Origin of the sequence: Staphylococcus sp. HMSC34G04 (assembly GCF_001838765.1) — a bacterium.
Classification (GTDB): Bacteria; Bacillota; Bacilli; order Staphylococcales; family Staphylococcaceae; genus Staphylococcus; species Staphylococcus epidermidis.
The window spans coordinates 55,850-81,617 of record NZ_KV838720.1; the positions used below are offsets into that span (position 1 = coordinate 55,850).

Genomic DNA, 25,768 nt, shown 5'->3' on the forward strand with positions numbered 1-25,768 from the left:
ATGCAAATATTATTAGTCGAAGACGATAATACGCTTTTTCAAGAATTAAAAAAGGAATTAGAACAATGGGATTTTAATGTCGCTGGTGTCGAGGATTTTAGTCATGTGATGGAGACATTTGAGACATTTAATCCAGAAATTGTTATTTTAGATGTTCAATTACCGAAATACGATGGGTTTTATTGGTGTCGAAAAATGAGACAACAGTCGAACGTTCCTATTTTGTTTTTATCATCAAGAGATAATCCAATGGATCAAGTGATGAGTATGGAACTTGGGGCAGACGATTATATGCAAAAACCATTTTATACAAACGTCTTAATTGCTAAGCTACAAGCTATATATAGACGTGTTTATGAATTTGGAGTTGAAGAAAAGCGAACATTAAGTTGGCAAGACGCTACTGTGGATTTATCAAAAGATAGTATTCAAAAAGATGATAAAACTATCTTTTTGTCTAAAACAGAGATGATTATTTTAGAGATGTTAATCAATAAACGTAATCAAATCGTGACACGAGACACTCTCATTACTGCTTTGTGGGATGATGAGGCTTTTGTTAGTGATAATACTTTAACAGTTAATGTTAATAGATTAAGAAAAAAATTATCAGAAATTGACATGGATAGCGCAATAGAAACCAAAGTTGGTAAAGGATACTTAGCTCATGAATAATTTTCGATGGTTTTGGTTTTTTATAAAATCTCGTAGTAACTGGATCTTGTGGATATTATTTCTCAACATTATTTTATTAGGTGTTGCCTACATAGATTATGAGATTTCAGTTGAAAGTGTTTTTTATATAGTGATATTAAACATAGGCTCGAGTATACTTTTCTTATTATTTACGTTTGTTAAAGAAGTCCGTCTATCTAAACATTTTTATGAAGATAAAGAAATTGAAGAAATTAAGCATAAAGATTTGGCAGAAACCCCATTCCAACAACAAGTCATAGATTATCTATATCGTCATATAACCGCTCAAAAAGAGAAAGTAGTCGAACAACAATTACAAATTAAAAATCATGAACAAACAATTACAGAGTTTGTTCATGATATAAAAACACCTGTTACGGCTATGAAATTATTGATAGATCAAGAAAGTGATGATCAGCGTAAGCGAGCGTTATTATTTGAATGGTCTCGTATTAATGAAATGTTAGATAAGCAATTATATTTAACAAGGCTTGAATCACAGCATCGTGATATGTATTTTGATTATATTTCATTAAAAAGAATGGTTATAGATGAAATACAAGTTACTCGACATATCAGTCAGGCAAAAGGGATAGGTTTTGAATTAGACTTTAAAGAAGAACAAAAGGTTTATACAGATGTTAAATGGTGCCGTATGATGATTAGACAAGTTCTGTCTAACTCTTTAAAATATAGTGATAATTCTACAATAAATTTGAGCGGTTATACCATAGAAGGACATGTCGTTTTAAAAATTAAAGACTACGGTCGTGGAATTAGTCAGAGAGATTTACCACGTATATTTGATAGAGGATTTACTTCTACAACAGACCGCAACGACACAGCGTCTTCTGGTATGGGATTATACCTTGTACAAAGCGTGAAAGAACAACTTGGGATTGAAGTTAAAGTTGATTCAATAGTGGGGAAAGGAACAACGTTTTATTTCATTTTCCCACAACAAAATGAAATCATTGAGCGCATGTCTAAGGTGACAAGATTGTCATTTTAAACGTGCGTTTTGTTACTTACTATTATCACAAGTGTAATTAATAATCGATATAATAAATGATGTAAATTAAAGAAGATATGATAGTCTACATTAAGTTTGTCTTCGTAAAAGATAATTTGATTGAAGTATGACAGGAGTGATTATTTGTCGATATTAGAGGTAAGGCAGTTGTCAAAAGTTTATGGTGATAAGCAAGCTTTCCAAGAAGTTTTGAAAGAAATTAATTTAGATATTGATGAAGGTGAGTTTATATCAATCATGGGACCTTCTGGTTCAGGAAAGACAACTTTATTAAATGTACTCAGTTCGATTGATTATATGACTAAAGGATCTATTACAATCAATGGGAAACAACTTGAGAAGTTATCTAATAAGCAATTATCTGATATTAGAAAAAAAGATATTGGATTTATTTTTCAAGATTATAATCTTTTAAACACTTTAACCGTTAAAGAAAATATTATGCTTCCACTATCAGTTCAAAAGTTAGATAAACAAATCATGCATGAACGTTATCAACGTATAGTAGAGGCTTTGAATATTAGTGATATTAGTGATAAATATCCATCAGAGTTATCAGGTGGACAGCGTCAACGTACCTCAGCAGCAAGAGCATTTATTAATTTACCTTCAATTATATTTGCAGATGAGCCTACAGGTGCTTTAGATTCTAAAAGTACACAAGATTTACTTAAGCGTCTTAAATATATGAATGAGGAATTTAACACAACTATACTTATGGTGACACATGATCCAGTAGCTGCTAGTTTTTCAAACCGTGTTGTGATGTTAAAGGATGGACAAATCTTTACTGAGTTGTATCAAGGTGATGATGATAAACAAACGTTTTATAAAGAAATTATAAGAACGCAAAGTGTACTTGGTGGCATCAATTATGAGCTTTAATGAAATTATCTTCAAAAACTTTAAACAAAATGTGACGCACTATGCTATTTATTTATTATCTCTTGTTATCAGCGTTGTATTATATTTTAGTTTTGTAACTTTAAAATATGCACACCATTTACACGGTAATCAATCGTTTCCTGTCATCAAAGAAGGCTCACAAGTAGGAAGTTATTTTTTATTTATCATTATTGTGGTCTTTTTGCTTTATGCTAATTTTTTATTTTTGAAAAGACGAGGGCGTGAACTATCGTTATTACAAATCATTGGTCTAACAAAAAAAGATATCATGAAGATGATTATGTTGGAGCAATTGATGACATTTATGATGACAACTATTGTAGGTATCATATTGGGAATCTTTGGTTCGAAAATTTTACTCATGATTGTATTGCGATTATTAGGAATCAACGTGAGTGTTTCTATTATCTTTAATTATCATGCCATTTTAGAAACATTATTATTAATAGCTGTGTCATACGTACTTATAGTCTTTCAAAGCTATGTATATTTGCTTAAACGTTCTATTAAAGAGTTAGCATCTGATGTAAACAAAAAAGAGTTCAGTCATACGCGCACAACACTTGGTGAAGTTGTATTAGGTGTGCTAGGGATTATTATGATAGTTAGTGGTTATATAATGTCGACTAAATTAGTAGATAACGTAGAAACAATTATTCAACCGTTTGCTATTTTATTTTTAACTGTTATAGGATCATATTTTTTCTTTAGAAGTACAGTTTCATTGATATTTAAAGCGATACAGCGGTTGAGAAATGGAACGGTAAGTGTCACAGATGTTATGTTCACATCACCTATTATATATCGTGTAAAGAAGAATGCATTTTCTTTAACTATAATGACTGTTGTGTCAGCAATAACCGTTTCTGTATTATGTTTTGCGGCGTTAAGTCGTAGTACGTTAACAAATGAAGTGTTACTGAGTTCACCACATGATGTTACGTTAAAGAATCAGAAACAAGCAAATGAACTTGCTTTTAAATTAAATAATCGTAATATTGAACATTACTATAATTATAAAGAGGTCGTATATGCAAAAGTTTATAAAGATCATCTTTTTAGCGAAGGCGTATATAGACCGAAAGAAATCACAGTAACGAGTGATAAATATATTCCAAATGTAAGTACGAAAAAAGGGCAGACAGATATTATTATACCTAGAGGATCTCTCAAAGATGTTGTTAAAACAGACAAAAAAGGGACGGCTTATGTAGGAAGTAAGAAGTTTCGTTTAAAAGTAAGTTTGAGAAAAGGGATAAATAAAGTCTATTTTATGTCTGATGTCGATCGTGGTAGACCGACACTTATTTTAAATGATGAAGATTATCAAAAAATTAGAGAACATATAAAAGAAAAGAATATTGTTTCCCAATATGGTTTTGATCTTAAAAATAAAAATGATTTACCAGAATTAGAAAAATTAGTTAGTAGTATCAATGAAGATATAGAAACAAGAAGTGAAGCGGCAAGTGAAATTTCTAGTTTAACTGGTATTTTATTATTCGTGACATCGTTTTTAGGAATTACATTTTTAATCGCAGCAGGATGTATAATTTACATTAAACAGATTGATGAAACGGAAGACGAACTTGAGAATTACACGATTCTTCGTAAGCTAGGATTTACGCATCAAGATATGTCTAAAGGTTTGAAACTTAAGGTAATATTTAATTTTGGTTTACCTTTAATTATTGCATTACTGCATGCATATTTTGCTTCACTTGCTTATATGCATTTAATGAATGTGACAAATCAAATACCTATTTTTATAGTTATGGCGGTTTATACAGCAACTTATGCAGTATTTGCTATTATAGCTTATAATCATTCTAAAAGAACAATTAAACATTCGATATAAATTTATACTTATTGAATTTGTGTTATTTAATTTATAGACTTTAATATATTTTCAAAACTCCAACGAACAATACGAAGCGACACTTTAATCATTGAAAATAACAAGTGATTAAAGTGTCGCTTTATTAAATTGAATAAAAATTACAATTAATATTTGAAATTGATTTAATAAATCGTTATTTTAAAGTTGTAGTGGATAAAAGTGTTTCCATAATTTTATCGCCCATCATTTTTTAATAAGCCATGAGACGCTTATGTAAAAATTTAATATCTAGTTTGTTAAGAATTTGTAAATAGAATTGTGGTTATGTAAATTTTGTGATATTTTCAAGTAGGGACAAAACTGGATGTTGGCGAACATCAATAAATGATAACTATATATTAAATTTACACAATTTTTACAATATGAGAATTGCTAGTTACTTTTTATAATAATTGTAAATCAGTTCCTCAACCACTTGTCTTACGCAAATAAAATTTAATAATGTGATTGATGACAATCGCTCAAAATGGAGGATTTTTAATGTTTAGTAAGAAAAAGGATAAGTTCATGGTTCAATTAGAAGAAATGGTATTCAATCTAGACCGTGCAGCTATTGAATTCGGCAAAATGGATTTCAATACACACTTAGATTTGAAAGCTTATTCTGATAATATTAAAACGTATGAGTCACATGGTGACGAACTTATGCATCAAGTTATTTCTGATCTCAACCAAACATTCATTACACCAATTGAACGTGAAGATATCTTATCTTTATGCAATGCAATAGATGATGTTTTAGATGCTATGGAAGAGACATCAGCAATGTTTGAAATGTATTCAATTGAATATACGGATGAGTACATGGCTGAATTTGTAGAAAACATACAAAAAGCAGTTGCCGAAATGAAGCTAGCTGTAGGATTACTTGTAGACAAAAAGTTATCTCACATGCGCATTCATTCTATTAATATTAAAGAATTTGAGACAAATTGCGACGGTATCTTAAGACAGTCGATGAAACACATCTTCAACAGTGAAACAGATCCAATCACATTAATTAAAATAAAAGATATTTATCAAAGCATGGAAGAAATAGCAGATAAGTGTCAAGCTGTTGCTAATAATTTTGAAACTATAATCATGAAAAATAGCTAAGGGAGTCTTTATTTATGTCATATATTTTAATTGTCACGATAGCTATAGTTATATTTTCATTAATATTTGACTTTATCAATGGTTTCCATGATACAGCTAATGCTGTAGCTACTGCGGTTTCCACTCGAGCATTAACACCAAGAAGAGCTATTTTATTAGCAGCAGTCATGAACTTTATTGGGGCATTGACCTTCACAGGTGTTGCTGGAACTATTACAAAAGATATCGTTGATCCATTCAAGTTACAACATGGTTTAGTTGTTGTGTTAGCAGCTATTATTGCTGCCATTATTTGGAACTTAATCACTTGGTTGTATGGAATACCAAGTTCATCTTCTCACGCACTAATAGGATCTATAGCAGGTGCAGCCATTGCATCGCAAGGTTCATTTGCAGTATTACACTATCAAGGTTTTACAAAGATTATTATCGTATTAATCATTTCACCAATTATAGCTTTTTGTGTAGGTTATATGATGTATACGATTGTTAAAATCGTTTTTAAAAATTCAAATTTAACACGTACTAATCGTAATTTTAGGTTTTTCCAAATCTTTACTGCAGCATTACAATCATTTTCACATGGTACAAATGATGCTCAGAAATCTATGGGGATTATTACATTAGCTTTAATTGTAGGTAATTTACAAGATGGTAATAATGTTGAACCTCAAGTATGGGTTAAAGTTGCATGTGCAACAGCTATGGGATTAGGTACAGCGGTAGGTGGTTGGAAAATCATCAAAACTGTCGGCGGAAATATTATGAAAATTAGACCTGCTAACGGAGCAGCCGCTGATATTTCTTCAGCATTAACGATTTTCGTAGCGTCATCATTACATTTCCCATTATCTACTACACACGTTGTGTCTTCATCTATTCTAGGTGTAGGTGCTTCAAATCGTGCGAAAGGTGTTAAATGGAGCACTGCTCAACGTATGGTTGTAACATGGGTGATTACTTTACCTATCTCAGCTATTTTAGCAGCAATTATTTATTTTGTTATTCATCTGTTCTTAAAATAAAAAAGACTTGTATAATAGGTAAGTACATATAGCTAAAGGCCACACAAAGACTGACATTTTTAGTCAACTTTGTGTGGCCTTTTTATTTGAATTGCCTAAAATATAAAATAAAAAAACTACAAGGTATGCTCCTTTACCTTGTAGTAAAATCATTAATCATCAATGATTAGTGGATAAATGCATATGAAGATACTTCTGAAGCTGGGATAGTACGATAGTTCATATTGTATGGACCATTTGTATAATTCATTTCTGAAATTAAAATACTACCATCACCATTAATACGTTCCACGTATGCTACATGGCCATATGGTCCAGGTGTACTTTGCATAATTGCACCAACAGATGGTGTGTTATCAACTTGATAACCATCATTCGCTGCATTTGATGCCCAATATTTTGCATCAGACCAGTAAGTACTGATAGGTTTACCAGCTTGAGAACGTTTATCGAACACATACCATGTGCATTGACCTTCAGTGTATAAGTTTTGATGATTGAATGAAGGTGAAGTATAATTACCGCTAGTTTGAGTTGCTGTACCACCTGATCCTGAACCAGAACCACCATTAGGGATAGTTAATGTTTGGTTAGGCATAATTAAATAACCATTTAGATGATTTGCTTGCATTAATGCATCAACTGAAACACCATATTTATTAGCTATGATATTTAATGACTCACCTGCTACTACAGTATGTGAAGATGCTGAACTTGAAGAAGTGTTTGAACTAGTACTTTGTGAAGCACTTCCACCTACATTAATAACTTGTCCTGGGAATACCATATTGTTGCTAAGATTATTATTCTGCTTAATGCTTTCTACTGAAGTATTGTATTGTTGAGCAATAGTCCATAAAGATTCTCCAGATTGAACCTTATGTTGTGTAGAAGCTTCAGCATCATGATGTGATAGAACTGCTGCTGCGCCTGAAGCGGCTGTAATTGCAAAGGCTAACTTTTTCAAAGTAACTCCTCCTTAAATATAACAAAGATTTAATTGATTTAAGTTTAATGATTTAGATAATTGTCCCGACAAGTCTCCGTACATTAACTTTTTGTTTTTTTATTACGTACCCCATACTAACAAAAATATTTGACTTTGTGGGCTTTGTTATTATCTTGTAACATTGTTAAAATAATGTATTGTTCTGAACATTTATTAAAGAAAGTTGATATATCGCTAGTTATAAGACATATTTCTTTACTTTTCTTAATATTTATTAGATAAATTGTAATAAAGTAAAGTTCATTGTAATGAGTTTTCTAAAACTTCTATATATTTAGAATTTATGAACTTAAATACTTTTGTAATTCTTTATAGTATTGTAAAATTTTTATTACCCAATTATTTAATATAGAAAAGGAGTTATTATAATGTCACAATCGACACACCAATCAACTGATCATAAAAGACAATCTCAAGATAAGAACCAAACACATGCCTATGCAAAAGTATGGTTATATTTTATGTATTATTGGATAATTTTTGGGATTGGTTGTTATTTTGGACAATATCTTCCCATGTCATGGAGAAAACCATTGTCTCTAGGATTGTTAATTCTGATATTAGCAACGTTATTTATTAAACGTGCGCGAAAATATGGTTTAGTGATCTCCCATATATACGCCATTATTGTAGGGTTGCTTTCGTATGCTCTTTTTACGACTTACTTACAAAATTTAGGAGCAGAAGTATTCTATAAAAATATTATTCTTGCTATTGGTGCATTTATAGCTTTTGGTATTGTGGGTTACTTTTTAATAAAAGACGCTTCGAGTATGGGAAAATATCTGTTTGTGACATTAATTGCGCTAATTATAGCTGGGATTATAGGGATATTTATTAATAATCCAATTTTTCATACTGTTATTACAATAGTGAGCTTATTATTGTTTCTCCTTTATACTTTATACGATTTTAATAGAATGAAAAGAGGTCAATTCTCACCAAGAGAAATGGGATTTAATTTGTTTATCAACTTATTAAATATCATCGAAGATATACTTAGTTTAGCAAATCGCTTTAAAAACTAAAGAGATCATGAAGGAATTAAAAGATGTGATCGTGTTTCTCTATCAGAGAGTTTCTGAGTTTTTCATTTAATGTTGAACTCTCAACACGACACATCTTTTTTGTATCTAATTAGAAAAGGTAAAGAACAAAAATAAAAAAATGATTAAATACATCATTTTTCTTTTTGATTTATTTTTTATGTTGTGTTAGATTGTTTTCTGATACTTGTGAAAATTTACATGAATTGGTATGGGCATAAAAGACTGAGGGAAAGAGGTAAAGATATGGCAAATTCTTGTTTGCATATACTTTCAAAAAAAGAATATACGGCAACACGATGTCAAGACGGCATTTTATTATTTTGGCCTATCGAAGGGAGTATGTACTTTCAACAATTTATGAAAGAAAGGATACTCACAGATGAGTTATATATTGTGAATAATATGGATGTGTTTAGTATCAGTGACAATGGCATCACACTAGAAGTATATATTTCTAGTGATTGGTTTACAGAGTTAGGCTATTCTTTTTTCAATTACCATTATACTTCGGATTTAATACAATCTAAGAACGAAATTAAAGAACTAGTTGCTCAACTTACGTTGAATTTTTTAGATGGTGATGTGGATAAAGAACAAGATATTATCAATAAAATTGTTCATATTCTTGCTAATGAAGCTATTATTGACAAAAAAATTGCTGAAGACCAATATATGTATGATTATTATGGTGAGTTAAAGGATGAATTGAATTATATATATAATCACATCGAAGAAAGACTTACCCTAAAAGATATTTCTAATAAGTTGTATGTTTCTAAGTCCAATCTTTCTACGCAGTTTCATTTGTTATTAGGTATGGGATTTAAAAAATATATAGATACACTTAAAATTAGTAAATCTATAGAGATGCTACTTACGACAACTAAAACGATAAGCCAAATTAGTGAAACGTTAGGATTTAGTAATGCATCTACATATTCCAGACAATTCAAAAATTATTTAAGTGTAACACCCAATGCATATCGTGCAATGAAAAAATATGATAAGTATAATGGATGTTCTGATGATGATGTTTCAGAACACTTAAAATCACGTGTCCAATCATTAATATGTTCTAAAATGCCAACGAATGAGTTAGATAATTATGATGAAATTGTTATTGACCAATATCCAACTTCTAATGTTTCAACGTTTTATTCTGTCGTTCAAATTAATTCAATTGACGAAATTAAAATGTTGTTTTTGCAAGGTATTCATAAAAAAATAGGGTATGAAGGTTCAAAAATTATTTTTTGTATTATGCCTAACTTATGCCAATATAAAAATACGTTCTCTCAAGAAGAGATGAATGATATCATTAAAATTATTATTGAATATCACTTGCACGTTGCATTTAGCATCGATAAAATCGAGCAAATATATGAACTCAATCAACTTTTTACATATCAATATGACAACTTAAAAAATATGAATAAACGTTTTGTTTCAGATTACAATGTGCAATTTATATTTAATTTGGACGAAAAAAGTATTCGAGAAATTTATCGTAATATATTGAAGATACAAAACATCAAATTGGAATATAAAATAGGTTTAGATATTAGTTGTATGTTTAATGACACTGCACAATTTAAATCATTAGCTTCACAAATAAAGCGTTTAAAATTTGACTATCTTTATATTGATAATGCTAGATTAAAGTCACCCTATTTACTTGATAATGAGGAAGGTTTATTACTCAAAAATATCCTGCAACTTAAGCATTTAATAGATGATTTAAAGCAGTTTGACTTTAGTAGTGAAAATTTAATTTTTCTAAATTTATACAATCATCAATTACTGAATAATAATGAAATTGATTTAAGTAATAGTGCACCATTACTATTTCAAGTAATTTCAAAACTAAAAAAACATTTTAAAGGCTACGGATTAAATGTATTTTCAAATCCTAAAGTCTTTAACGCTGTACATTTATTTGATGAGAATGGGTTTAAAACAACTTTTGGCCTGATTTTTAATCATTTGAGTTGGATGGTTAATCAAAATCAAATTCAAAAACGATTCTATAATATTATTGAAAATACTGATCAATATTATCTCTACTTATATGATTGGCGTGTGATTGAAAGTGAATCGAATGAGAGCGACTTTAAAGATGTTGATATATGGATTAATTTTGAAGATGAAGCGTTAATAGATGAATATATTTGTGTGATTGCTAAAGTTGATGATGAAGGTGGCAATATTAATCATATGATTTCTCAAAATTTACGTCATAAATATGTTTGGTCTACACCGTTCTTGATGAGAGTTGAGGAGAACTTTAGACCATACATGAACATTATGGAACATGACTTCAAAAAGGGCCCGTTGAAAATCAGAATGAAATATAATGCAGTATATTTAGTTGAAATATATAAAAAAGGTAAAATAAATAAAAGGCGTAGCACAACTTAAATTGTGTTTATTCGTAATTTTGACAATTGTTTAAAAACAAATGTCAAAGACAATTATCCAAATATTTAAGATAATGATATATGCATTGTCACTTATATTTGGAGGTGCAGATTTTGAATGAGCAGAAATTAATTAAATTACTAGAATTTTACAAACAATATAAAGCATTATCTGGATATATAGATAAAAAATATAAGTTGACGTTAAACGATCTTGCTGTACTATATTTAGCTAAAAAATATTGCTTAGATGAGCGAATTCTTATGCAAACTTTTCTAAAACTGGCTACTGGAGAGTTAGATATTAGTAGAACTAAGATTTTGATGTCTATTAGAAGATTGATAGACAAAGAAAAGTTAAATAAAGTAAGATCGAATAGAGATGAAAGAAAAATTTTTCTATATATGGATGAAAATAATATGAGTGAATTTGATGCTTTATTTGAAGATGTTGAAAAATTCTTAAGTTGTTAACGACATTTTAATCACTATACAAAATGTATAGAGATGTGTCGAAATGAATCAAGCTACATAAAATGAGTTTGCTGTCGTCAAAAGTTTTATTTTGATGACAGTTTTTTTATTAAGAATGTTTATTGTATTATGCTGAACAATAGGTATCTATAATGATTGATTTAACAATGTTTGTAACATATTCACAGATTTTACAAAGGCGGTAGCTAAATATATAATATGGTACATAGATGATGAAAGTGAGATGACATTATGGGACGTAAATGGAACAACATTAAAGAGAAAAAAGCCCAAAAAGATAAAAATACTAGTAGAATATATGCCAAATTTGGTAAAGAAATATATGTAGCTGCAAAATCAGGTGAGCCTAATCCAGAGTCAAATCAAACTTTAAGATTAGTATTAGAACGTGCAAAAACATATTCAGTACCTAATCATATTATTGATAGAGCTATTGATAAGGCTAAAGGCGCTGGTGATGAAAACTACGATCACTTAAGATACGAAGGTTTTGGTCCGAATGGCTCAATGCTTATTGTTGACGCATTAACAAACAATGTAAATCGTACAGCATCAGATGTACGTGCTGCGTTCGGTAAAAATGGAGGAAATATGGGGGTATCTGGTTCTGTAGCTTATATGTTTGACCATACTGCAACCTTTGGTGTAGAAGGCAAATCTGTAGATGAAGTCTTAGAAACACTAATGGAGCAAGATATTGATGTCAGAGATGTAATTGATGACAATGGCTTGACTATTGTTTACGCAGAACCAGATCAGTTTGCACAAGTTCAGGATGCATTACGTGAAGCTGGCGTTGAGGAATTCAAAGTAGCAGAGTTTGAAATGTTACCTCAAACTGATATTGAGTTGTCTGAAGAGGATCAAGCTACTTTTGAAAAATTAATCGATGCACTTGAAGACTTGGAAGATGTTCAAAATGTTTTCCATAATGTAGATTTAAAATAATGATGACTGCTAATGATTGGATAAATCGGTTGGGATTAATTTCGCATCCAGAAGGCGGATATTTTAAAGAGACAATGAGAGGCGACAGTAATGGAAGAGCGTCTTTTAGCAGTATTTATTTTCTATTAACACAGCACGATATATCACATTTTCATAGAATAGATGCAGATGAAGTATGGTATTATCATGCTGGCCAGACGTTGAAGATTCATATGATAACCCCAAAAGGTGAATATCAAACTGTTAAATTAGGTAGAGATATAGATTGTGGTGAGTGTTTACAATACTGTGTGCCTAAAGGGACAATTTTTGCCTCTACATTAGATAACGCAGAAGGATATAGTTTAGTTGGATGTATGTGTCAACCTGGATTTGAATACGAGCATTTTGAACTTTTAACACAAGAATCTTTGATTCCTCAATATCCGCAATATGAAAACATAATAAAAAGATTAGCTATATCTCAAGATGATTAATAGAATATGTATTAAGTAGAAGAACCTGAGACATCGGTAATAGTCTCAGGTTTTTTAATATATTGACAGTCGATAACTAAATTAAAATATGACAATTTCAATTTTTTTAGAACCCAACATAGAGAATTTCACCGGGAAATTCAACAAGCAAAGCAAGTTGGGGTTCGGGCTTCTGGACGTGTGGCAACGAATTCAATTTGAATTTTGACATGTGCACGCAGTTAATTAAATGAAGCCTAAGTCTTAATTAATTAACTTACCTTTTTAAATAACACATGGTTTTCAAGATGTACATGTTGGTGTGTTTGATGTTCGATATTTTGTAATCTTTGGTAAACAAGCTTCCATGTTCCACATGCTTCTTCTGGTGCTTGATAATCAGAGGTTAGTTGATTCATAACCTTTAATAATTGTCCAGTATCTTCGTGGTCATTAATTAAATCTTCTAATATGATTTTAATATTTTGTACATCTTGTCCTTGACTATATTGAATGAGTTTAGGAAAGTCCTCCTCATCTTCTTTACGTATATGATCCAACATACTATCACGAAACTCGCGATATAAGTCTTGTAATTTTAATAAGTATGGGTGACTAGGACTATGTACTTTTGCCAATTTAGTCACGTAAGGTGTAAGGTTCTTAAATTCTTCTTTAAGCGTTTCGTGATAAGCTGATTGTATATATTGTATAAGAGATTCAACATTTAAAAATTTAGGATTAATGGTACTGTTACCTTCTGTATTATCAATATGATTCAACTTATTTAACAAGGAATTTAAGTCAATATTTGGTTTATGATTGACAGCTGAAGCGATACTCTCTTGCCCGCCACAACAAAAATCTATTCCGGCATTTCTAAATATATCTGCACTTTTAGGAAAATCTGTTACAACATCTGCAACAATATCTTCTTTTTTAATCATAAAAACTCCTCCTTAATATTTAGTATAAATGAAAAGTAAAAAATTGAATCAATCATAAAGATAAACTTCATAAAATATTCAAATAATAATAAAAAGTTTACAATTCATAAATTTATACTTTGAAAAATAGCATAATAACTATCATAATTAGAAATGAGGGAGGAATGAATCATGCTAACTGAAAAAGAGCAAGATATTATTAAACAAACTGTACCATTATTACAAGATAAAGGAACTGAGATTACTTCAATTTTTTATCCAAAGATGTTTGAGGCTAACCCAGAATTATTAAATATGTTTAACCAAACAAACCAAAAGAAAGGTATGCAATCTGCTGCATTAGCACAAGCAGTACTAGCTGCAGCAATGAACATTAATAATTTAGGTGCAATTAAGCCAGCAATTATGCCTGTGGCACATAAGCACTGTGCTTTACAAGTTTATCCCGAACATTATCCAATTGTAGGTGAAAATTTACTTGCTGCAATTCAAGATGTGACAGGGTTAGAAAGTGACGACCCAGTAATTCAAACGTGGGCAAAAGCATATGGAGAAATTGCAGATGTATTTATCAAATTAGAGCAAGAAATATACAACCATATGTTATGGAAAGGTTTTAAACCATTTAAAATCACAAACATTACACAAGAAACAAGTGACATCAAATCTTTCACAGTTGAATCTGACGAATATGATTTAAGTCAATTCGAACCGGGTCAATACATTACCGTAGATGTTTCTAGTGAAAAGTTACCATATAGAGCTAAACGTCATTATTCAATCATAGATGGAGATGAAAATCACTTAATATTTGGTGTGAAACGTGATGTGACTACTGAACATGAAGGTGAAGTTTCAACAATTTTACATGATGAAATATCAGAAGGTGACATGATTAATCTATCTGCTCCTGTTGGTGGTTTTTCAATAGAAAATACTGAAAGACCGCAATTGTTTATTGGTTCTGGCGTAGGTATGACACCATTAGTTTCAATGTTTAAAAAAGCTGCTTCATTAAACGTTCCAACTCAAATGATTCAAGCGGTTGTAACAGAAGATGAACGACCATTTGCTCAAAAACTTGATAGTATTACAGCTAATCATGAGCAAGCACAGTTACATTTACACGTGAAAGATAAAGAAGGTTATTTAGAAGCTAAAGAATTAGAACAATATTTAAGTGAACAACCTGAAATTTATATTTGCGGTGGTACGAATTTCTTACATTCAATTATAAATTCCCTTAAAGAATTAAATTATGATATGAATCATGTTCATTTTGAAACATTTATTCCTCGTTTAAGTGTTCAAGTATAGTTTTAAAGAAGGTCATATAATGAAAATGAATCCAAGATATGTCAAAGTGTTTTTTCTTTATTTAGTAAGTACATTTATTTCTGATCGCTTAACGACGAAGAAATCTTTGTGCAAAACATTAATGCAAGGCATTTTAGGTTATGGTTTATTTGCATTAGGGTTAAAGTACTTAACTATTAAGAAAAAACAACATCAAGCGCAATAGAATTTTAATGATTGTTTTACCATTATATAAAATAGGTATTTTATCAAGCAACGAGTAACAGTGTTTATGACTCTGTCACTCGTTGCTTATTTTTATGTTCACATTTGTTTTTTTAATTTCAATATTCATGTGATAAAACCTAGTATTTCTATCTATTTTAAGTAAAATACATCTATTTATAGTAGAATAGTCTTAATGATTTAATAAGAACATTTATGTAAACAGCATTTATCTGAGACTTAAGATGACATTGACACCCTAGTTTAATATAATAAAAGCAAGGAGTTGGTGACTGTGAAAGTAAAATATATAGACAAACGTCACTGGCGTCGCCTGGTAGAGAGAGAATATACAGAGGTTAAAGTTAATAATAATAGATTTAAAGGTATTATAGGCTTGGTCACGATGAAAAAGGTTCGTGAGCCTTTAGAGGTGACGGTAGTTGGACAAAACATAATAGTTGCAGATGACAATTATAAATGGTTACAGATACTACCGGATAAGAAGCGGTATAGTATAACTGTCATGTTTGATAATAAAGGTAATCCATTAGAATATTATTTTGACATTAATATAAAGAACATTACTCAAAAAGGAAATGCACGTACCATCGATTTATGTTTAGACGTTCTCGTTCTACCTAATGGTGAGTATGAACTTGTAGATGAAGATGATTTAATGTACGCACTACAAAATAAACAAATTTCAAAGAAGCAATATCATGAGGCTTATATTATCGCCCATCAATTAATGATTGAAATAGAAGATAATTTTTCAGAAATACAAGATAAGGTTATGCGTTGTTATCATAAAATCAATCATAAAGCACAGAAAATGAAACATAAACGTCCCTATAAAGCTAAAAAGAAATCACATCGACGACATTAACTATTTTAATCAATTTATCGATGATGGTAAGTTAAGTCGTTTCACTAAGATTAAAGTATAAACATATGTAGGGGGACGCTATGAAAATAGATGATTATCGTTTGCTCATTACTTTAGATGAGACAAAAACTTTGCGCAAAGCAGCAGAAATTCTATATATATCTCAACCTGCAGTTACTCAACGTTTAAAAGCAATTGAGGCAGCATTTGGAGTTGAGATTTTTATTCGTACCAAAAAACAGCTCATTACTACGACTGAAGGTTCAATGATTATTGAACATGCGCGTGATATGCTCAAACGTGAGCGTTTATTTTTTGATAAAATACAAGCACATATCGGTGAAGTGAACGGTACAATTTCAATCGGTTGCTCTTCGCTTATTGGACAAACATTACTTCCTGAAGTATTGAGTCTTTATAATTCGCAATTTCCTAATGTGGAGATTCAGGTTCAAGTAGGATCTACTGAACAAATAAAAGCGCATCATCGAGACTACCATGTGATGATTACACGTGGAAATAAAGTAATGAATTTATCGAATACACATTTATTTAACGATGAGCATTATTTTATATATCCTAAGGATCGTAAGGAAGATGTAACTAAACTGCCTTTTATTGAATTTCAAGCAGATCCAATTTATATTAATCAAATTAAACAATGGTATAACAATCATTTGGGACATGATTATCACGCGACGATCACAGTTGATCAAGTTGCCACATGTAAAGAAATGTTGCTTAGTGGTGTAGGGGTAACAATACTACCAAAAATTATGATAAAAAATATCGACAAGAACATGTTTGAATTTGAAAAAGTCACTATTGATAAAAAGCCGCTTATTCGGTCAACATACATGAGTTATGACGCAAGTATGCTACAACTTCCTCAAGTAGACGCATTCGTAAATTTAATGTTGAACTTTATTAGGTAATTGAGGCTAAATTTTGTTGTGTAACTGCAATCTAAAAATAGGATAGAGGTCGAGAAGATGTTTACAGCATTATTGCAAATAAAGAATTATAAATTGTTTGTGGTCAATATGTTGTTACTAGGTATGGGAATAGCAGTGACTGTACCTTATTTAATTTTATTTGCTACAAAAGATTTGGGGATGACGACGACACAATATGGACTGCTACTTGCACTTGCTGCGATAAGTCAGTTTATAGTCAATTCCATTATTGCAAGGTTTTCTGATACACATCACCTTAATAGAAAGATTCTAATCATCACTGCTTTGTTTATGGGGGCAGTGAGCTTTTCAATTTATTTCTACGTTCATCAAATATGGTTGTTCATCGTGCTATATGCGCTGTTTCAAGGTTTATTTGCACCAGCAATGCCACAATTGTATGCCTCTGCCAGGGAATCAATCAATGCTTCAAGTTCACGTGATCGTGCTAAGTTTGCTAATACTGTTTTACGTTCAATGTTTTCACTTGGTTTTTTATTTGGGCCATTTATAGGTGCGCAACTTATTGAGTTAAAAGGTTATTCTGGATTATTTGGTGGCACAATAGCTATTATTTTATTTACTTTAATTTTACAAGTGTTTTTTTATAAAAATTTACCGGTGAAAAATCAAATTTCTGAACAACAGCATATTGAGAAAATTGCACCAAATATGTTTAAAGATAAATCATTATTTATTCCATTTATAGCGTTTATATTACTTCATATTGGGCAATGGATGTATACGATGAATATGCCACTTTTTGTGACAGATTATTTAAATGAAAAGGAAAGATATGTAGGCTATTTAGCGAGTTTATGTGCGGGTTTAGAAGTGCCGTTTATGGTTATTTTAGGTATATTATCTGCTAAATTGCCAACTCGAACTTTATTAATCATTGGCTCTGTATTTGGTGGCGCATTTTACTTTAGTATTGGTGTATTTAAAAATTTTCATATGATGCTTGTTGGGCAAATATGTTTAGCCATCTTTCTAGCAATATTACTAGGTCTTGGGATTAGTTATTTTCAAGATATTCTTCCTGATTTTCCAGGTTATGCATCAACACTTTTTGCCAATGCCATGGTAATAGGACAACTTGGTGGTAATTTGCTAGGTGGTGTGATGAGTCATTGGGTTGGTTTGGAAAATGTATTCTTTGTCTCAGCAAGTTCTATCTTCGTAGGGATGATACTCATCTTGTTTACGAAAGATCAAAAAATTACAATAGAAGATGTGGAGTAGATAGAGATGACAGCGATATTATGGATTTTAATTATTATAGCCTTTGCATTAGCATTTATTGGTTTAATTAAACCGGTGATACCATCACTTTTAATGCTATGGATTGGGTTTTTAATTTATCAATTTGGTTTTCATGATGGAAGATTATCGTGGATTTTTTATGTTGCAATGATCATCTTTACCATTATGATATTAGTAGCCGATTTTGTGATGAATAAATATTTCGTCAATCGTTTTGGAGGAAGTAAAATAGGTGAATACACAGCGCTCATAGGTGTGATTGTAGGGTGTTTCGTTTTTCCTCCCTTTGGTATTATCATTATTCCTTTTGTTGCTGTGTTCATTGTTGAATTGGTTCAAGGATTTAACTTTCAACAAGCTATAAAGGTGAGTTTTGGCTCAGTGATTGCATTTTTAGCGAGTACAGTTGCTCAAGGTCTAATAATGATTGTGATGGTTATTTGGTTCTTTTTAGATGTCTTTCTAATAAATTAAATTGAGATCAAATAAAGACTTACACTCAAAACAAACGTTTTGAGTGTAAGTCTTTTTATATGCGTGTATTTGCTTCTTTATTATAAAAGTGATGATTCACATAAAATGAAATAGGGGTGATTATTATCGCAATAATGATGAAAGTCCAATTACTAACTTTAATATATGGTCCAAACGCTAAAAAGGATTGTGGTATAAAAAAAACATAAAAAAGAGTGATTAATAATAATGCGATGACACCATAGGTGAGCCACCAGGTCCAATAAGAGTTGTTAAAGCACTGTAATTGTACCGTTTTAAAGTTCATCCAAATAAATAAAAATATAATTACTAAACCAATAATGACAGTTAGGGGAAACGTATATAAATATAGTAAATTACTATCGCCCCCTATAAAAAAGCCAATCAATCCTTTAAGAAAACAAAAAATACCTATTAAAAGAATGAAGTTATGACTTATATATTTAAAAATGTTTTTAAATGTTTCATTTGGGAGTGCTCTGATCTCTTTTTTAGCATGTGCTTTAGGATCATGGTTGAAAAACTCCATCGCAAGCATTCCAGTGTCACCTGCACGAATTAAGTGTTTCAAAGTACGGTTTAACATTAATTCTGAATCATGAGGGTTAACACGTAAGTCAGCACGCACATATGTCATGTAATTTTCAAATATTTCACGATCGGTATTGTTCAGTCGTAAAGCTTTGACATTATTCTCCTTTGTTAATTGCGCAGTGGATTTCATAATAAAATACTCCCTTAAATTTTAAATTCATAAATAAATACTACTTTAAAAAGGATAACTAAGCTAAATTATCATTTAAAAACATGATGATTAGTATGATAAACACAATCATATCATAATTATTACCTGTATATCATTACTCTTATACAAGTTCAAACGGCTATTGCACAAAATGATAAGAATTGTAAATCTTTTTTCTATTTCACACAAATATCGTTTAATTTTGATAAAAAAGTGCGAATGATATCATAACTAAAAATATAGCTTTAATAAAAGTAAACTTTTATAAATAAAGAGTAAATAATTTCCCATTAAATATATATGTTACTTTGTGAAATTAAATGTAATGAAATGAATTGATATTTTATGTTAAAAAATGATTAAATCAAAAAACCATGTTAAAATAAAGTGTATCGATAAGTAACTACAAAGGAGTCTATCATGAGAAAATGGTTAACCTTACTATTAATTACAACATTGGTGTTAACTGCATGTGGTAAAAGTAACGAAAAAGCTTCTTTAGAAAAAAGCATTGACCAATTAAAAAAAGAAAATAAAGATTTAAAAAAGCAGAAGAAAAAGTTACAAGAGCAAAAGGATAAGCTTAAACACAAACAGGATAGTCTCCAAGAAGATGTAAACGAATTACCTGCTAAAAGCACATCCCGAGATAAGAAAAATAAAGATAATCATGATGCAAAAGAAAAGTCTTCAAATAATCAATCAACATCTGCTAATCATGATGATCAAACTAACAAAATAAAAAGCAATCAAGATGAACATGACGGTCAATCCTCTAAACCACATACACAGCAGAAGCCATCAGAGGATAATAGAAAAAATAATCATCGACAAGAATGATAGTAGTTATTCCTAACGTTTGAATACGAAATGAGAAGGGTATTGTATGTGGCGAATAGGTATTAGTGAGTTTAACAAACATTTAGATTGGAAGATAGCGAATAGTTGATAGCTTTAAGAGGAGAGAAGAACGATGCATGAACAAGATTTTAATATTTTAGAAGGTAAAAAGATGACATTAGTAGAGTTAGGTCGTGAGTTAGAGAATCTGACTGGTCGAACTATTAAAGATACAACAGGTGATATTAAACGAGTCATTGCACATTTGCCTAACTTTGAATCAGATACAGATACATTTGTGGCAACATACCACCTTAATCACCAAAATGATTTTATTGATGCGACGTTTGTTGCACCTAAAAATCAAAGTGATCGTTTGAAAGAAATACCGGTACACATTAAACTGATTAGTTATATTTCTAAAAACTAATAAATATAAAAAAGAATATATGTTTAAATAACGCGATATGAGTAGAGTTAAAAACTTCATAACGCGTTAATTTTATATTAAAATATAGGCAAAATAAACATTTTCGATTAAATGGAGTGTTTAAGATGGTTATTTATATTGAAACTGAACGTTTAAACTTAAGAGATTGGAAAACCGAAGATTTATTACCCTTTCAAAAAATGAATGCTAATACGCAAGTACGTAGATACTTCCCTAGTTTACTTAGTTATCGTCGTTCTGAGATAGACATGGAAAGTATGGATAGCATAATACAAGAAAGTGGTCTAGGTTTATTTGCTGTCGAGTTGAAAGAGACGGGAGAATGGTTAGGTTTTATAGGTGTGAATTACGTATCAAAAGATAGCCATTACCCTTTTAAAGAGTTACCGTTTTATGAAATAGGGTGGAGGCTAATTCCAGAAGTATGGGGAAATGGTCTAGCTACAGAAGGGGCGGAAGCCGTAATGAAATATGCTAGAGATAAAGGAATTAAAGAATTATATAGTTTTACTTCTGAAAATAATTTGCCCTCTAGAAAAGTCATGGAAAAATTAGGAATGACTTTTTTAGACCATTTTGAATATCCGAATCTTAGTAAATACCATCCCCTTAAACGTCATGTAAGATATTATAAAGAGCTACTTCCTTCTTGAAAGGAAAGTTAGTAGTTCTTGTACAAATGAAAATTATGACTCATAAAAGCGCCTACATGAAATGGGATTTATAGTTTTTGTATAATTGAAAATGATCATCCATATAATAAAGAACTGAAAAATTATAAGTCAATAATATAAAATACAAAGTTATTAAATGCTAAATTTCTACTTAAATAAGATTTGATTATGTTTATTTGATACTTAATTTTAAGATGAATTTTAATAAAGATGAAAGAGTTTGATAATTTTATTGAAAAATACCCACAAATGTTTCTTTAGAGGAAATCATTTGTGGGTTCTCTACTTTTTACGTTATTAATCGTATGTACGTACACCTAACGGTTTATAATGTTTAAGTCCTTCGATGAGTGATTCTTTAGTATCATATAATGGGGCAAGTTTTTGATATTTCTCATCAATAAATCCTTCTTTAATCATATGGTCGATTAAGTGTTGTAGTGGCTCAAAGAATCCATTTAAATTAAATACACCAATAGGCTTTTGGTGTATACCAATTTGAGCCCAACTATACATTTCAAAAAATTCTTCTAATGAACCAGCGCCACCTGGAGCCATAATAAAAGCATCGGCAAGTTCAGTCATTTTATTTTTTCGCTCATGCATAGAATCTACTAATATAAGCTCACTTACTTTTTGACTTGTTATTTCTCGTTCATCTAACATTTTAGGCATGACGCCGATAGCTTTACCACCATGCTCAAGTACGCCATCTTGAATCGCTCCCATAATGCCGACTGATCCTGCTCCGAATACAAGCTCGTATCCTTGTTCAGCCATATATTTTCCTAATTCGTATGCCTCTTTAACGTAAGACGGGTCTTTTCCTTTACTTGCACCACAATAAACAGCAATTCTTTTCATAATATGCCTCCTAGATTTGATTAATGATTTTTCTAAAAGCCTGCTCGAATTTAAGTCTATCTTCTGTTGTGAAGGGAGGAGGGCCTTTGTGACGACCACCTCGTCTTCTTGTTTGAGCATTTAGATATCTTTGATCTAATAAGCTTTGGATGTTGTCTGAGTGATAAATATTTCCTTTATGATGCATGACGGTATGTACTTTATCTATCAGTAGACTGGCAAGTCCATAATCTTGTGTGATGACGATATCATTATTGCTAGCAAGTTCGACTATTTTATAGTCTACCGCATCGGGACCGTCATCAACATATACAGTTTTTACATGTTCGGGTTGTATTTGTTGTGAAAAATGGCTAAAACTTCTTAAAATCGTAACAAAAATGCCTGTCCCTTTCGTCAATTCAATGACAGAATTAACAACAGGACAAGCATCTCCATCTATAATTACGTTAGTCTTCATGGTTAAGAATGATTTGATTCCTTATGTTGTTTTACGACACTGTCAGCCACGTAATTTTCATATTTTTTAAATTCTTTTTTTCTAGCTTTTTCTGCTTCTTCACGCTGTTTTTGTTCTTCTTTATGACGTTTTTCAATATTCTTTTGAAGCTTTTTGTCTAGTTTTTTAATATCTTTACGATTATCTTTTTCTAGTTTTTCGCCTTTTTTCTCAATTTCGTGATCTATTTTACCAGGAGTTAAGCCAACTTGCTCTTCGTATTTTTGAGATTTTTTCATGTCTTTAATACGTTGTTTCTGATTAGCTTCACGTTGTTTTTGTTCTTCTTTATGACGTTTTTCAATATTCTTTTGAAGCTTTTTGTCCATTTTGTCTGCTTTTTTACGATTTTGTTTAGCTAGTTTTTCGCCTTTTTTCTCAATGTAAGCTGGATCATTTTCCTTCGCAATTTTCTTCAATTCACGCTTATTATCAAATTCTTGCTTTTTATCTCCTACGTACTCTTTGACGTCTGAAGCTTTATTTGAAATTGCAGATGTTGTTTTTGAAGTTGCTTTAGATGTAGCATTAGTTACTTTCTGTACATCTGGATGTTTTTTAATACGCTTACGTTCAGTTACTAATGGTACGATAACGATTGGTAATACATTGATAAGTGTTTTAATGAGTTTCTTTTTGTCCATACACGTTGCCTCCATAACTTTTACTATTCTTTTTCATACCCTATGATACATGAAAATAAACGATTGATACTAGTTGTATGGTTGAAAATAAATTTTTCATATTAACATCATAAAGTGTTTTTTGTATAACAAAATTTTAAAATTCATATTGCAAAAAATTTTAACTCGGGTTACTTTCTCAGTGGAAGCGATAATATGAAATATAAGATTGAAAAATTAGATGACAGTAGCGTCGTTTATATGAGAATGATAGGTACTTATCAAAGTGATAAAAACTTTGAAATGATGAAGACCTTTAAGCATTGGATTCAGACTAATCATTATTGGAAATATGTTGAGAAATACGGTGTGTTAGGTATAGCATTAGATAATCCTCTCCACGTTCAAAGTAATCAATGTAGATATGACGTTGTTTTGAGAATAGATGAAACAGTAAATGATCAGACAATATCTAAAATAAATTTTATAGGTGGCATCTATGCTGTGTTTAAAATTAGTCATACAAAAAGAAATATAGAGAATTTCTTTAGTCATTTAGAAAATATTTTAAATGAAACTCATTTGCGTATGAGAAATGAACCAATTATAGAGAGATACATTGAGGAAGAGGGAACAGATAAAGTGTGTGAAATGTTAGTGCCTATCTATGAAGTAAATTAAAAAAATAGACAAATTCGATATTTTTTAGTACTCATACTAAAAAACCTTTATAGCAACAAAGTACATTTTATTTATAATAAAGAAAATATAAGGAACAATAAGTTTAATAAAAAACTCCCACCTGTCTGGCGAGAGTTTAATGATTGGTAACTTTCATTACCTAGTAAAACCTGAAACATCTTACAATATTTCAATTTTATACGTAATGATGGTAAACATACTGAAAATAAGTTGATATACAACCATTTCTATATTATTGAAATAGACTAATATATTTCATACGTGTGTTTTATTAAATTCCTTTGCCAATACCGAATCCGAAGTATAAGATTGCTATAAAAATAACTAAGACAATTCTATAAATGGCAAAAGGGACTAACTTAACTTTATTAATTAAGTGTAAAAATGTTTTAATTGCAATTAATCCAACAATAAATGCCGCTAAAAAACCTAAAATGTAGAATGGTATATGTGCTAAATGAATGTACTCATAATGTTTTAGTAAAGATAACCCACTTGCAGCTAACATAATAGGTACCGACATAATAAAAGTGAAATCAGATGCAGCTTTATGATTCAATTTCATAAGAACACCAGTTGAAATCGTTGAACCAGATCTACTAAATCCAGGCCACATAGCTATTGCTTGAGAGATACCAATGACAAATGCTTGGAAATAATTAATTTGATCTACTGTTTGAGGATGCTGAACAGTTTTAGAATATTTATCAGCTATAATCATATAAATGGCACCTATAAATAAACCAATTAAGACTGTTGGTACACTAAATAAGTATTTTTCAATTAAATCATCAAATAAAAATCCTAAAATCCCTGCTGGGACCATACCTACTAATACATGTATTAAATTCAGACGTCGTGGTTTTGAACGTCTATCTCCCGCAGTGGAAGGTTCAGGTTTATGTTGACCAATGTGTAAAATTTCTAAGAAGCGGTCTCTAAATACCCAAGCAGCCGCAAATACCGAACCTAACTGTATAACAACTTTAAATGTGAATGCTGATTGAGAACCGAGAAAATTAGTTGACTTTAACCACATATCATCGACAAGTATCATGTGCCCAGTAGAAGAAACAGGGGCGAATTCGGTAAGTCCTTCTACGATACCTAAGATGATGCCTTTTATTAATTCAAGTAAAAACATACTTTACCCACTTTCTTATCTCTATTAATTTATTACTAGTACTCAAAATACCATATTATCATAGCATAGAAAATCATATTGATGGTGTTTACAATCTAAATACTAGACCAAAGTCTTATAA

Annotated in this window: 28 protein-coding genes; 21 read left to right on the forward strand and 7 right to left on the reverse strand. The window is 30.6% G+C overall.

Annotated features, from left to right (window positions below; all coding sequences use genetic code 11):
* From graR to HMPREF3241_RS04740, 6 genes are all read left to right on the forward strand, one after another.
* Entirely contained in the window at positions 1 to 675 is a 675-nt protein-coding gene (gene graR / locus HMPREF3241_RS04715; protein ID WP_002445845.1) for a response regulator transcription factor GraR/ApsR, read from the forward strand.
* Complete coding sequence (graS, locus tag HMPREF3241_RS04720) at positions 668 to 1,708, forward strand: histidine kinase GraS/ApsS (protein ID WP_002500002.1); 1,041 nt, start codon at positions 668 to 670, stop codon at positions 1,706 to 1,708. The genes graR and graS overlap by 8 nt, the downstream gene beginning before the upstream one ends.
* A gap of 144 nt (positions 1,709 to 1,852) precedes the next feature.
* Positions 1,853 to 2,614: an ABC transporter ATP-binding protein VraF gene (gene vraF, locus HMPREF3241_RS04725; RefSeq protein WP_002500003.1), complete on the forward strand. Its 762-nt coding sequence runs from the start codon at positions 1,853 to 1,855 to the stop codon at positions 2,612 to 2,614.
* Positions 2,604 to 4,493 carry an ABC transporter permease VraG gene (vraG, locus tag HMPREF3241_RS04730; protein WP_002500004.1) on the forward strand — a complete coding sequence of 630 codons (1,890 nt, stop codon included), beginning with the start codon at positions 2,604 to 2,606 and terminating at the stop codon, positions 4,491 to 4,493. The genes vraF and vraG overlap by 11 nt, the downstream gene beginning before the upstream one ends.
* A 522-nt stretch (positions 4,494 to 5,015) precedes the next feature.
* The gene (locus HMPREF3241_RS04735; RefSeq protein ID WP_002457534.1) at positions 5,016 to 5,633 is read left to right on the forward strand and encodes a DUF47 domain-containing protein; all 618 of its coding nucleotides are present in this window, start codon (positions 5,016 to 5,018) and stop codon (positions 5,631 to 5,633) included.
* Positions 5,634 to 5,647: 14 nt separating this feature from the next.
* On the forward strand, positions 5,648 to 6,658 hold the full coding sequence (locus HMPREF3241_RS04740; protein ID WP_002475912.1) for an inorganic phosphate transporter: 1,011 nt from the start codon (positions 5,648 to 5,650) through the stop codon (positions 6,656 to 6,658).
* 166 nt (positions 6,659 to 6,824) lie between these two features.
* Here the strand turns inward: HMPREF3241_RS04740 and HMPREF3241_RS04745 are convergent, their stop codons facing one another.
* Complete coding sequence (locus HMPREF3241_RS04745) at positions 6,825 to 7,625, reverse strand: LysM peptidoglycan-binding domain-containing protein (protein WP_002475913.1); 801 nt, start codon at positions 7,623 to 7,625, stop codon at positions 6,825 to 6,827.
* 410 nt (positions 7,626 to 8,035) lie between these two features.
* Between HMPREF3241_RS04745 and HMPREF3241_RS04750 the strand changes: the two genes are divergently transcribed.
* The 5 genes from HMPREF3241_RS04750 (at position 8,036) to HMPREF3241_RS04770 (ending at position 13,052) form a co-directional block, all read left to right on the forward strand.
* A complete protein-coding gene (locus HMPREF3241_RS04750) occupies positions 8,036 to 8,695 on the forward strand; it encodes a Bax inhibitor-1/YccA family protein (RefSeq protein ID WP_002457532.1) in 660 nt (219 codons plus the stop codon).
* Between the two features lie 264 nt (positions 8,696 to 8,959).
* Positions 8,960 to 11,134, forward strand: a complete 2,175-nt coding sequence (locus HMPREF3241_RS04755; RefSeq protein ID WP_070853487.1) for a helix-turn-helix transcriptional regulator — start codon at positions 8,960 to 8,962, stop codon at positions 11,132 to 11,134.
* A gap of 113 nt (positions 11,135 to 11,247) precedes the next feature.
* Positions 11,248 to 11,607, forward strand: a complete 360-nt coding sequence (locus HMPREF3241_RS04760) for a transcriptional regulator, SarA/Rot family (RefSeq protein ID WP_002457530.1) — start codon at positions 11,248 to 11,250, stop codon at positions 11,605 to 11,607.
* Between the two features lie 252 nt (positions 11,608 to 11,859).
* Entirely contained in the window at positions 11,860 to 12,576 is a 717-nt protein-coding gene (locus HMPREF3241_RS04765; RefSeq protein WP_002445853.1) for a YebC/PmpR family DNA-binding transcriptional regulator, read from the forward strand.
* Positions 12,576 to 13,052 carry a cupin domain-containing protein gene (locus tag HMPREF3241_RS04770; protein ID WP_002445854.1) on the forward strand — a complete coding sequence of 159 codons (477 nt, stop codon included), beginning with the start codon at positions 12,576 to 12,578 and terminating at the stop codon, positions 13,050 to 13,052. The genes HMPREF3241_RS04765 and HMPREF3241_RS04770 overlap by 1 nt, the downstream gene beginning before the upstream one ends.
* A 251-nt stretch (positions 13,053 to 13,303) precedes the next feature.
* Here HMPREF3241_RS04770 and scdA read toward each other — a convergent pair whose 3' ends face one another.
* On the reverse strand, positions 13,304 to 13,978 hold the full coding sequence (scdA, locus tag HMPREF3241_RS04775; protein ID WP_002505657.1) for an iron-sulfur cluster repair di-iron protein ScdA: 675 nt from the start codon (positions 13,976 to 13,978) through the stop codon (positions 13,304 to 13,306).
* Between the two features lie 171 nt (positions 13,979 to 14,149).
* Between scdA and HMPREF3241_RS04780 the strand changes: the two genes are divergently transcribed.
* The 6 genes from HMPREF3241_RS04780 to HMPREF3241_RS04805 all read left to right on the forward strand — a co-directional run bounded on the left by HMPREF3241_RS04780 (position 14,150) and on the right by HMPREF3241_RS04805 (position 19,084).
* Positions 14,150 to 15,295, forward strand: coding sequence for a globin domain-containing protein (locus HMPREF3241_RS04780; protein ID WP_002475902.1), 1,146 nt, complete (start codon positions 14,150 to 14,152; stop codon positions 15,293 to 15,295).
* Positions 15,296 to 15,314: 19 nt separating this feature from the next.
* The gene (locus HMPREF3241_RS04785) at positions 15,315 to 15,500 is read left to right on the forward strand and encodes a hypothetical protein (RefSeq protein ID WP_002457527.1); all 186 of its coding nucleotides are present in this window, start codon (positions 15,315 to 15,317) and stop codon (positions 15,498 to 15,500) included.
* Positions 15,501 to 15,794: 294 nt separating this feature from the next.
* Positions 15,795 to 16,388 carry a ribonuclease FAU-1 family protein gene (locus HMPREF3241_RS04790; RefSeq protein ID WP_002475896.1) on the forward strand — a complete coding sequence of 198 codons (594 nt, stop codon included), beginning with the start codon at positions 15,795 to 15,797 and terminating at the stop codon, positions 16,386 to 16,388.
* A gap of 80 nt (positions 16,389 to 16,468) precedes the next feature.
* Positions 16,469 to 17,323, forward strand: coding sequence for a LysR family transcriptional regulator (locus HMPREF3241_RS04795; protein WP_002445859.1), 855 nt, complete (start codon positions 16,469 to 16,471; stop codon positions 17,321 to 17,323).
* A 57-nt stretch (positions 17,324 to 17,380) separates the two neighbouring features.
* Positions 17,381 to 18,589 (forward strand): sugar efflux transporter, encoded by a 1,209-nt coding sequence (locus HMPREF3241_RS04800; protein ID WP_001832093.1) that lies wholly within the window; start codon positions 17,381 to 17,383, stop codon positions 18,587 to 18,589.
* Between the two features lie 6 nt (positions 18,590 to 18,595).
* Complete coding sequence (locus tag HMPREF3241_RS04805; protein WP_002445860.1) at positions 18,596 to 19,084, forward strand: DUF456 domain-containing protein; 489 nt, start codon at positions 18,596 to 18,598, stop codon at positions 19,082 to 19,084.
* Positions 19,085 to 19,139: 55 nt separating this feature from the next.
* Here the strand turns inward: HMPREF3241_RS04805 and HMPREF3241_RS04810 are convergent, their stop codons facing one another.
* The gene (locus tag HMPREF3241_RS04810) at positions 19,140 to 19,829 is read right to left on the reverse strand and encodes a DUF1129 family protein (RefSeq protein ID WP_002445861.1); all 690 of its coding nucleotides are present in this window, start codon (positions 19,827 to 19,829) and stop codon (positions 19,140 to 19,142) included.
* Positions 19,830 to 20,270: 441 nt separating this feature from the next.
* Here HMPREF3241_RS04810 and HMPREF3241_RS04815 point away from each other — a divergent pair, with 441 nt between their 5' ends.
* From HMPREF3241_RS04815 to HMPREF3241_RS04825, 3 genes are all read left to right on the forward strand, one after another.
* Positions 20,271 to 20,690, forward strand: coding sequence for an SA0632 family lipoprotein (locus HMPREF3241_RS04815; RefSeq protein ID WP_002445862.1), 420 nt, complete (start codon positions 20,271 to 20,273; stop codon positions 20,688 to 20,690).
* A 133-nt stretch (positions 20,691 to 20,823) separates the two neighbouring features.
* Positions 20,824 to 21,120 (forward strand): hypothetical protein, encoded by a 297-nt coding sequence (locus tag HMPREF3241_RS04820; RefSeq protein WP_002445863.1) that lies wholly within the window; start codon positions 20,824 to 20,826, stop codon positions 21,118 to 21,120.
* A gap of 125 nt (positions 21,121 to 21,245) precedes the next feature.
* On the forward strand, positions 21,246 to 21,794 hold the full coding sequence (locus HMPREF3241_RS04825; protein ID WP_002445864.1) for a GNAT family N-acetyltransferase: 549 nt from the start codon (positions 21,246 to 21,248) through the stop codon (positions 21,792 to 21,794).
* Between the two features lie 318 nt (positions 21,795 to 22,112).
* Here the strand turns inward: HMPREF3241_RS04825 and HMPREF3241_RS04830 are convergent, their stop codons facing one another.
* Genes HMPREF3241_RS04830 through HMPREF3241_RS04840 form a run of 3 tightly spaced genes read right to left on the reverse strand, consistent with a single transcriptional unit; the run spans position 22,113 to position 23,822 of the window.
* Positions 22,113 to 22,679, reverse strand: a complete 567-nt coding sequence (locus tag HMPREF3241_RS04830) for an LOG family protein (RefSeq protein WP_002445865.1) — start codon at positions 22,677 to 22,679, stop codon at positions 22,113 to 22,115.
* A gap of 10 nt (positions 22,680 to 22,689) precedes the next feature.
* Positions 22,690 to 23,139, reverse strand: coding sequence for a YaiI/YqxD family protein (locus HMPREF3241_RS04835; RefSeq protein WP_002445866.1), 450 nt, complete (start codon positions 23,137 to 23,139; stop codon positions 22,690 to 22,692).
* A 2-nt stretch (positions 23,140 to 23,141) separates the two neighbouring features.
* Positions 23,142 to 23,822 carry a hypothetical protein gene (locus HMPREF3241_RS04840; RefSeq protein WP_002499631.1) on the reverse strand — a complete coding sequence of 227 codons (681 nt, stop codon included), beginning with the start codon at positions 23,820 to 23,822 and terminating at the stop codon, positions 23,142 to 23,144.
* A gap of 195 nt (positions 23,823 to 24,017) precedes the next feature.
* Here HMPREF3241_RS04840 and HMPREF3241_RS04845 point away from each other — a divergent pair, with 195 nt between their 5' ends.
* Positions 24,018 to 24,482, forward strand: coding sequence for a GyrI-like domain-containing protein (locus HMPREF3241_RS04845; RefSeq protein WP_070853488.1), 465 nt, complete (start codon positions 24,018 to 24,020; stop codon positions 24,480 to 24,482).
* 292 nt (positions 24,483 to 24,774) lie between these two features.
* On the opposite strand, the gene HMPREF3241_RS04850 is transcribed toward HMPREF3241_RS04845, so the two are convergent.
* Positions 24,775 to 25,647 carry an undecaprenyl-diphosphate phosphatase gene (locus HMPREF3241_RS04850; RefSeq protein ID WP_002457516.1) on the reverse strand — a complete coding sequence of 291 codons (873 nt, stop codon included), beginning with the start codon at positions 25,645 to 25,647 and terminating at the stop codon, positions 24,775 to 24,777.
* Between the last annotated feature and the right edge of the window lie 121 nt (positions 25,648 to 25,768).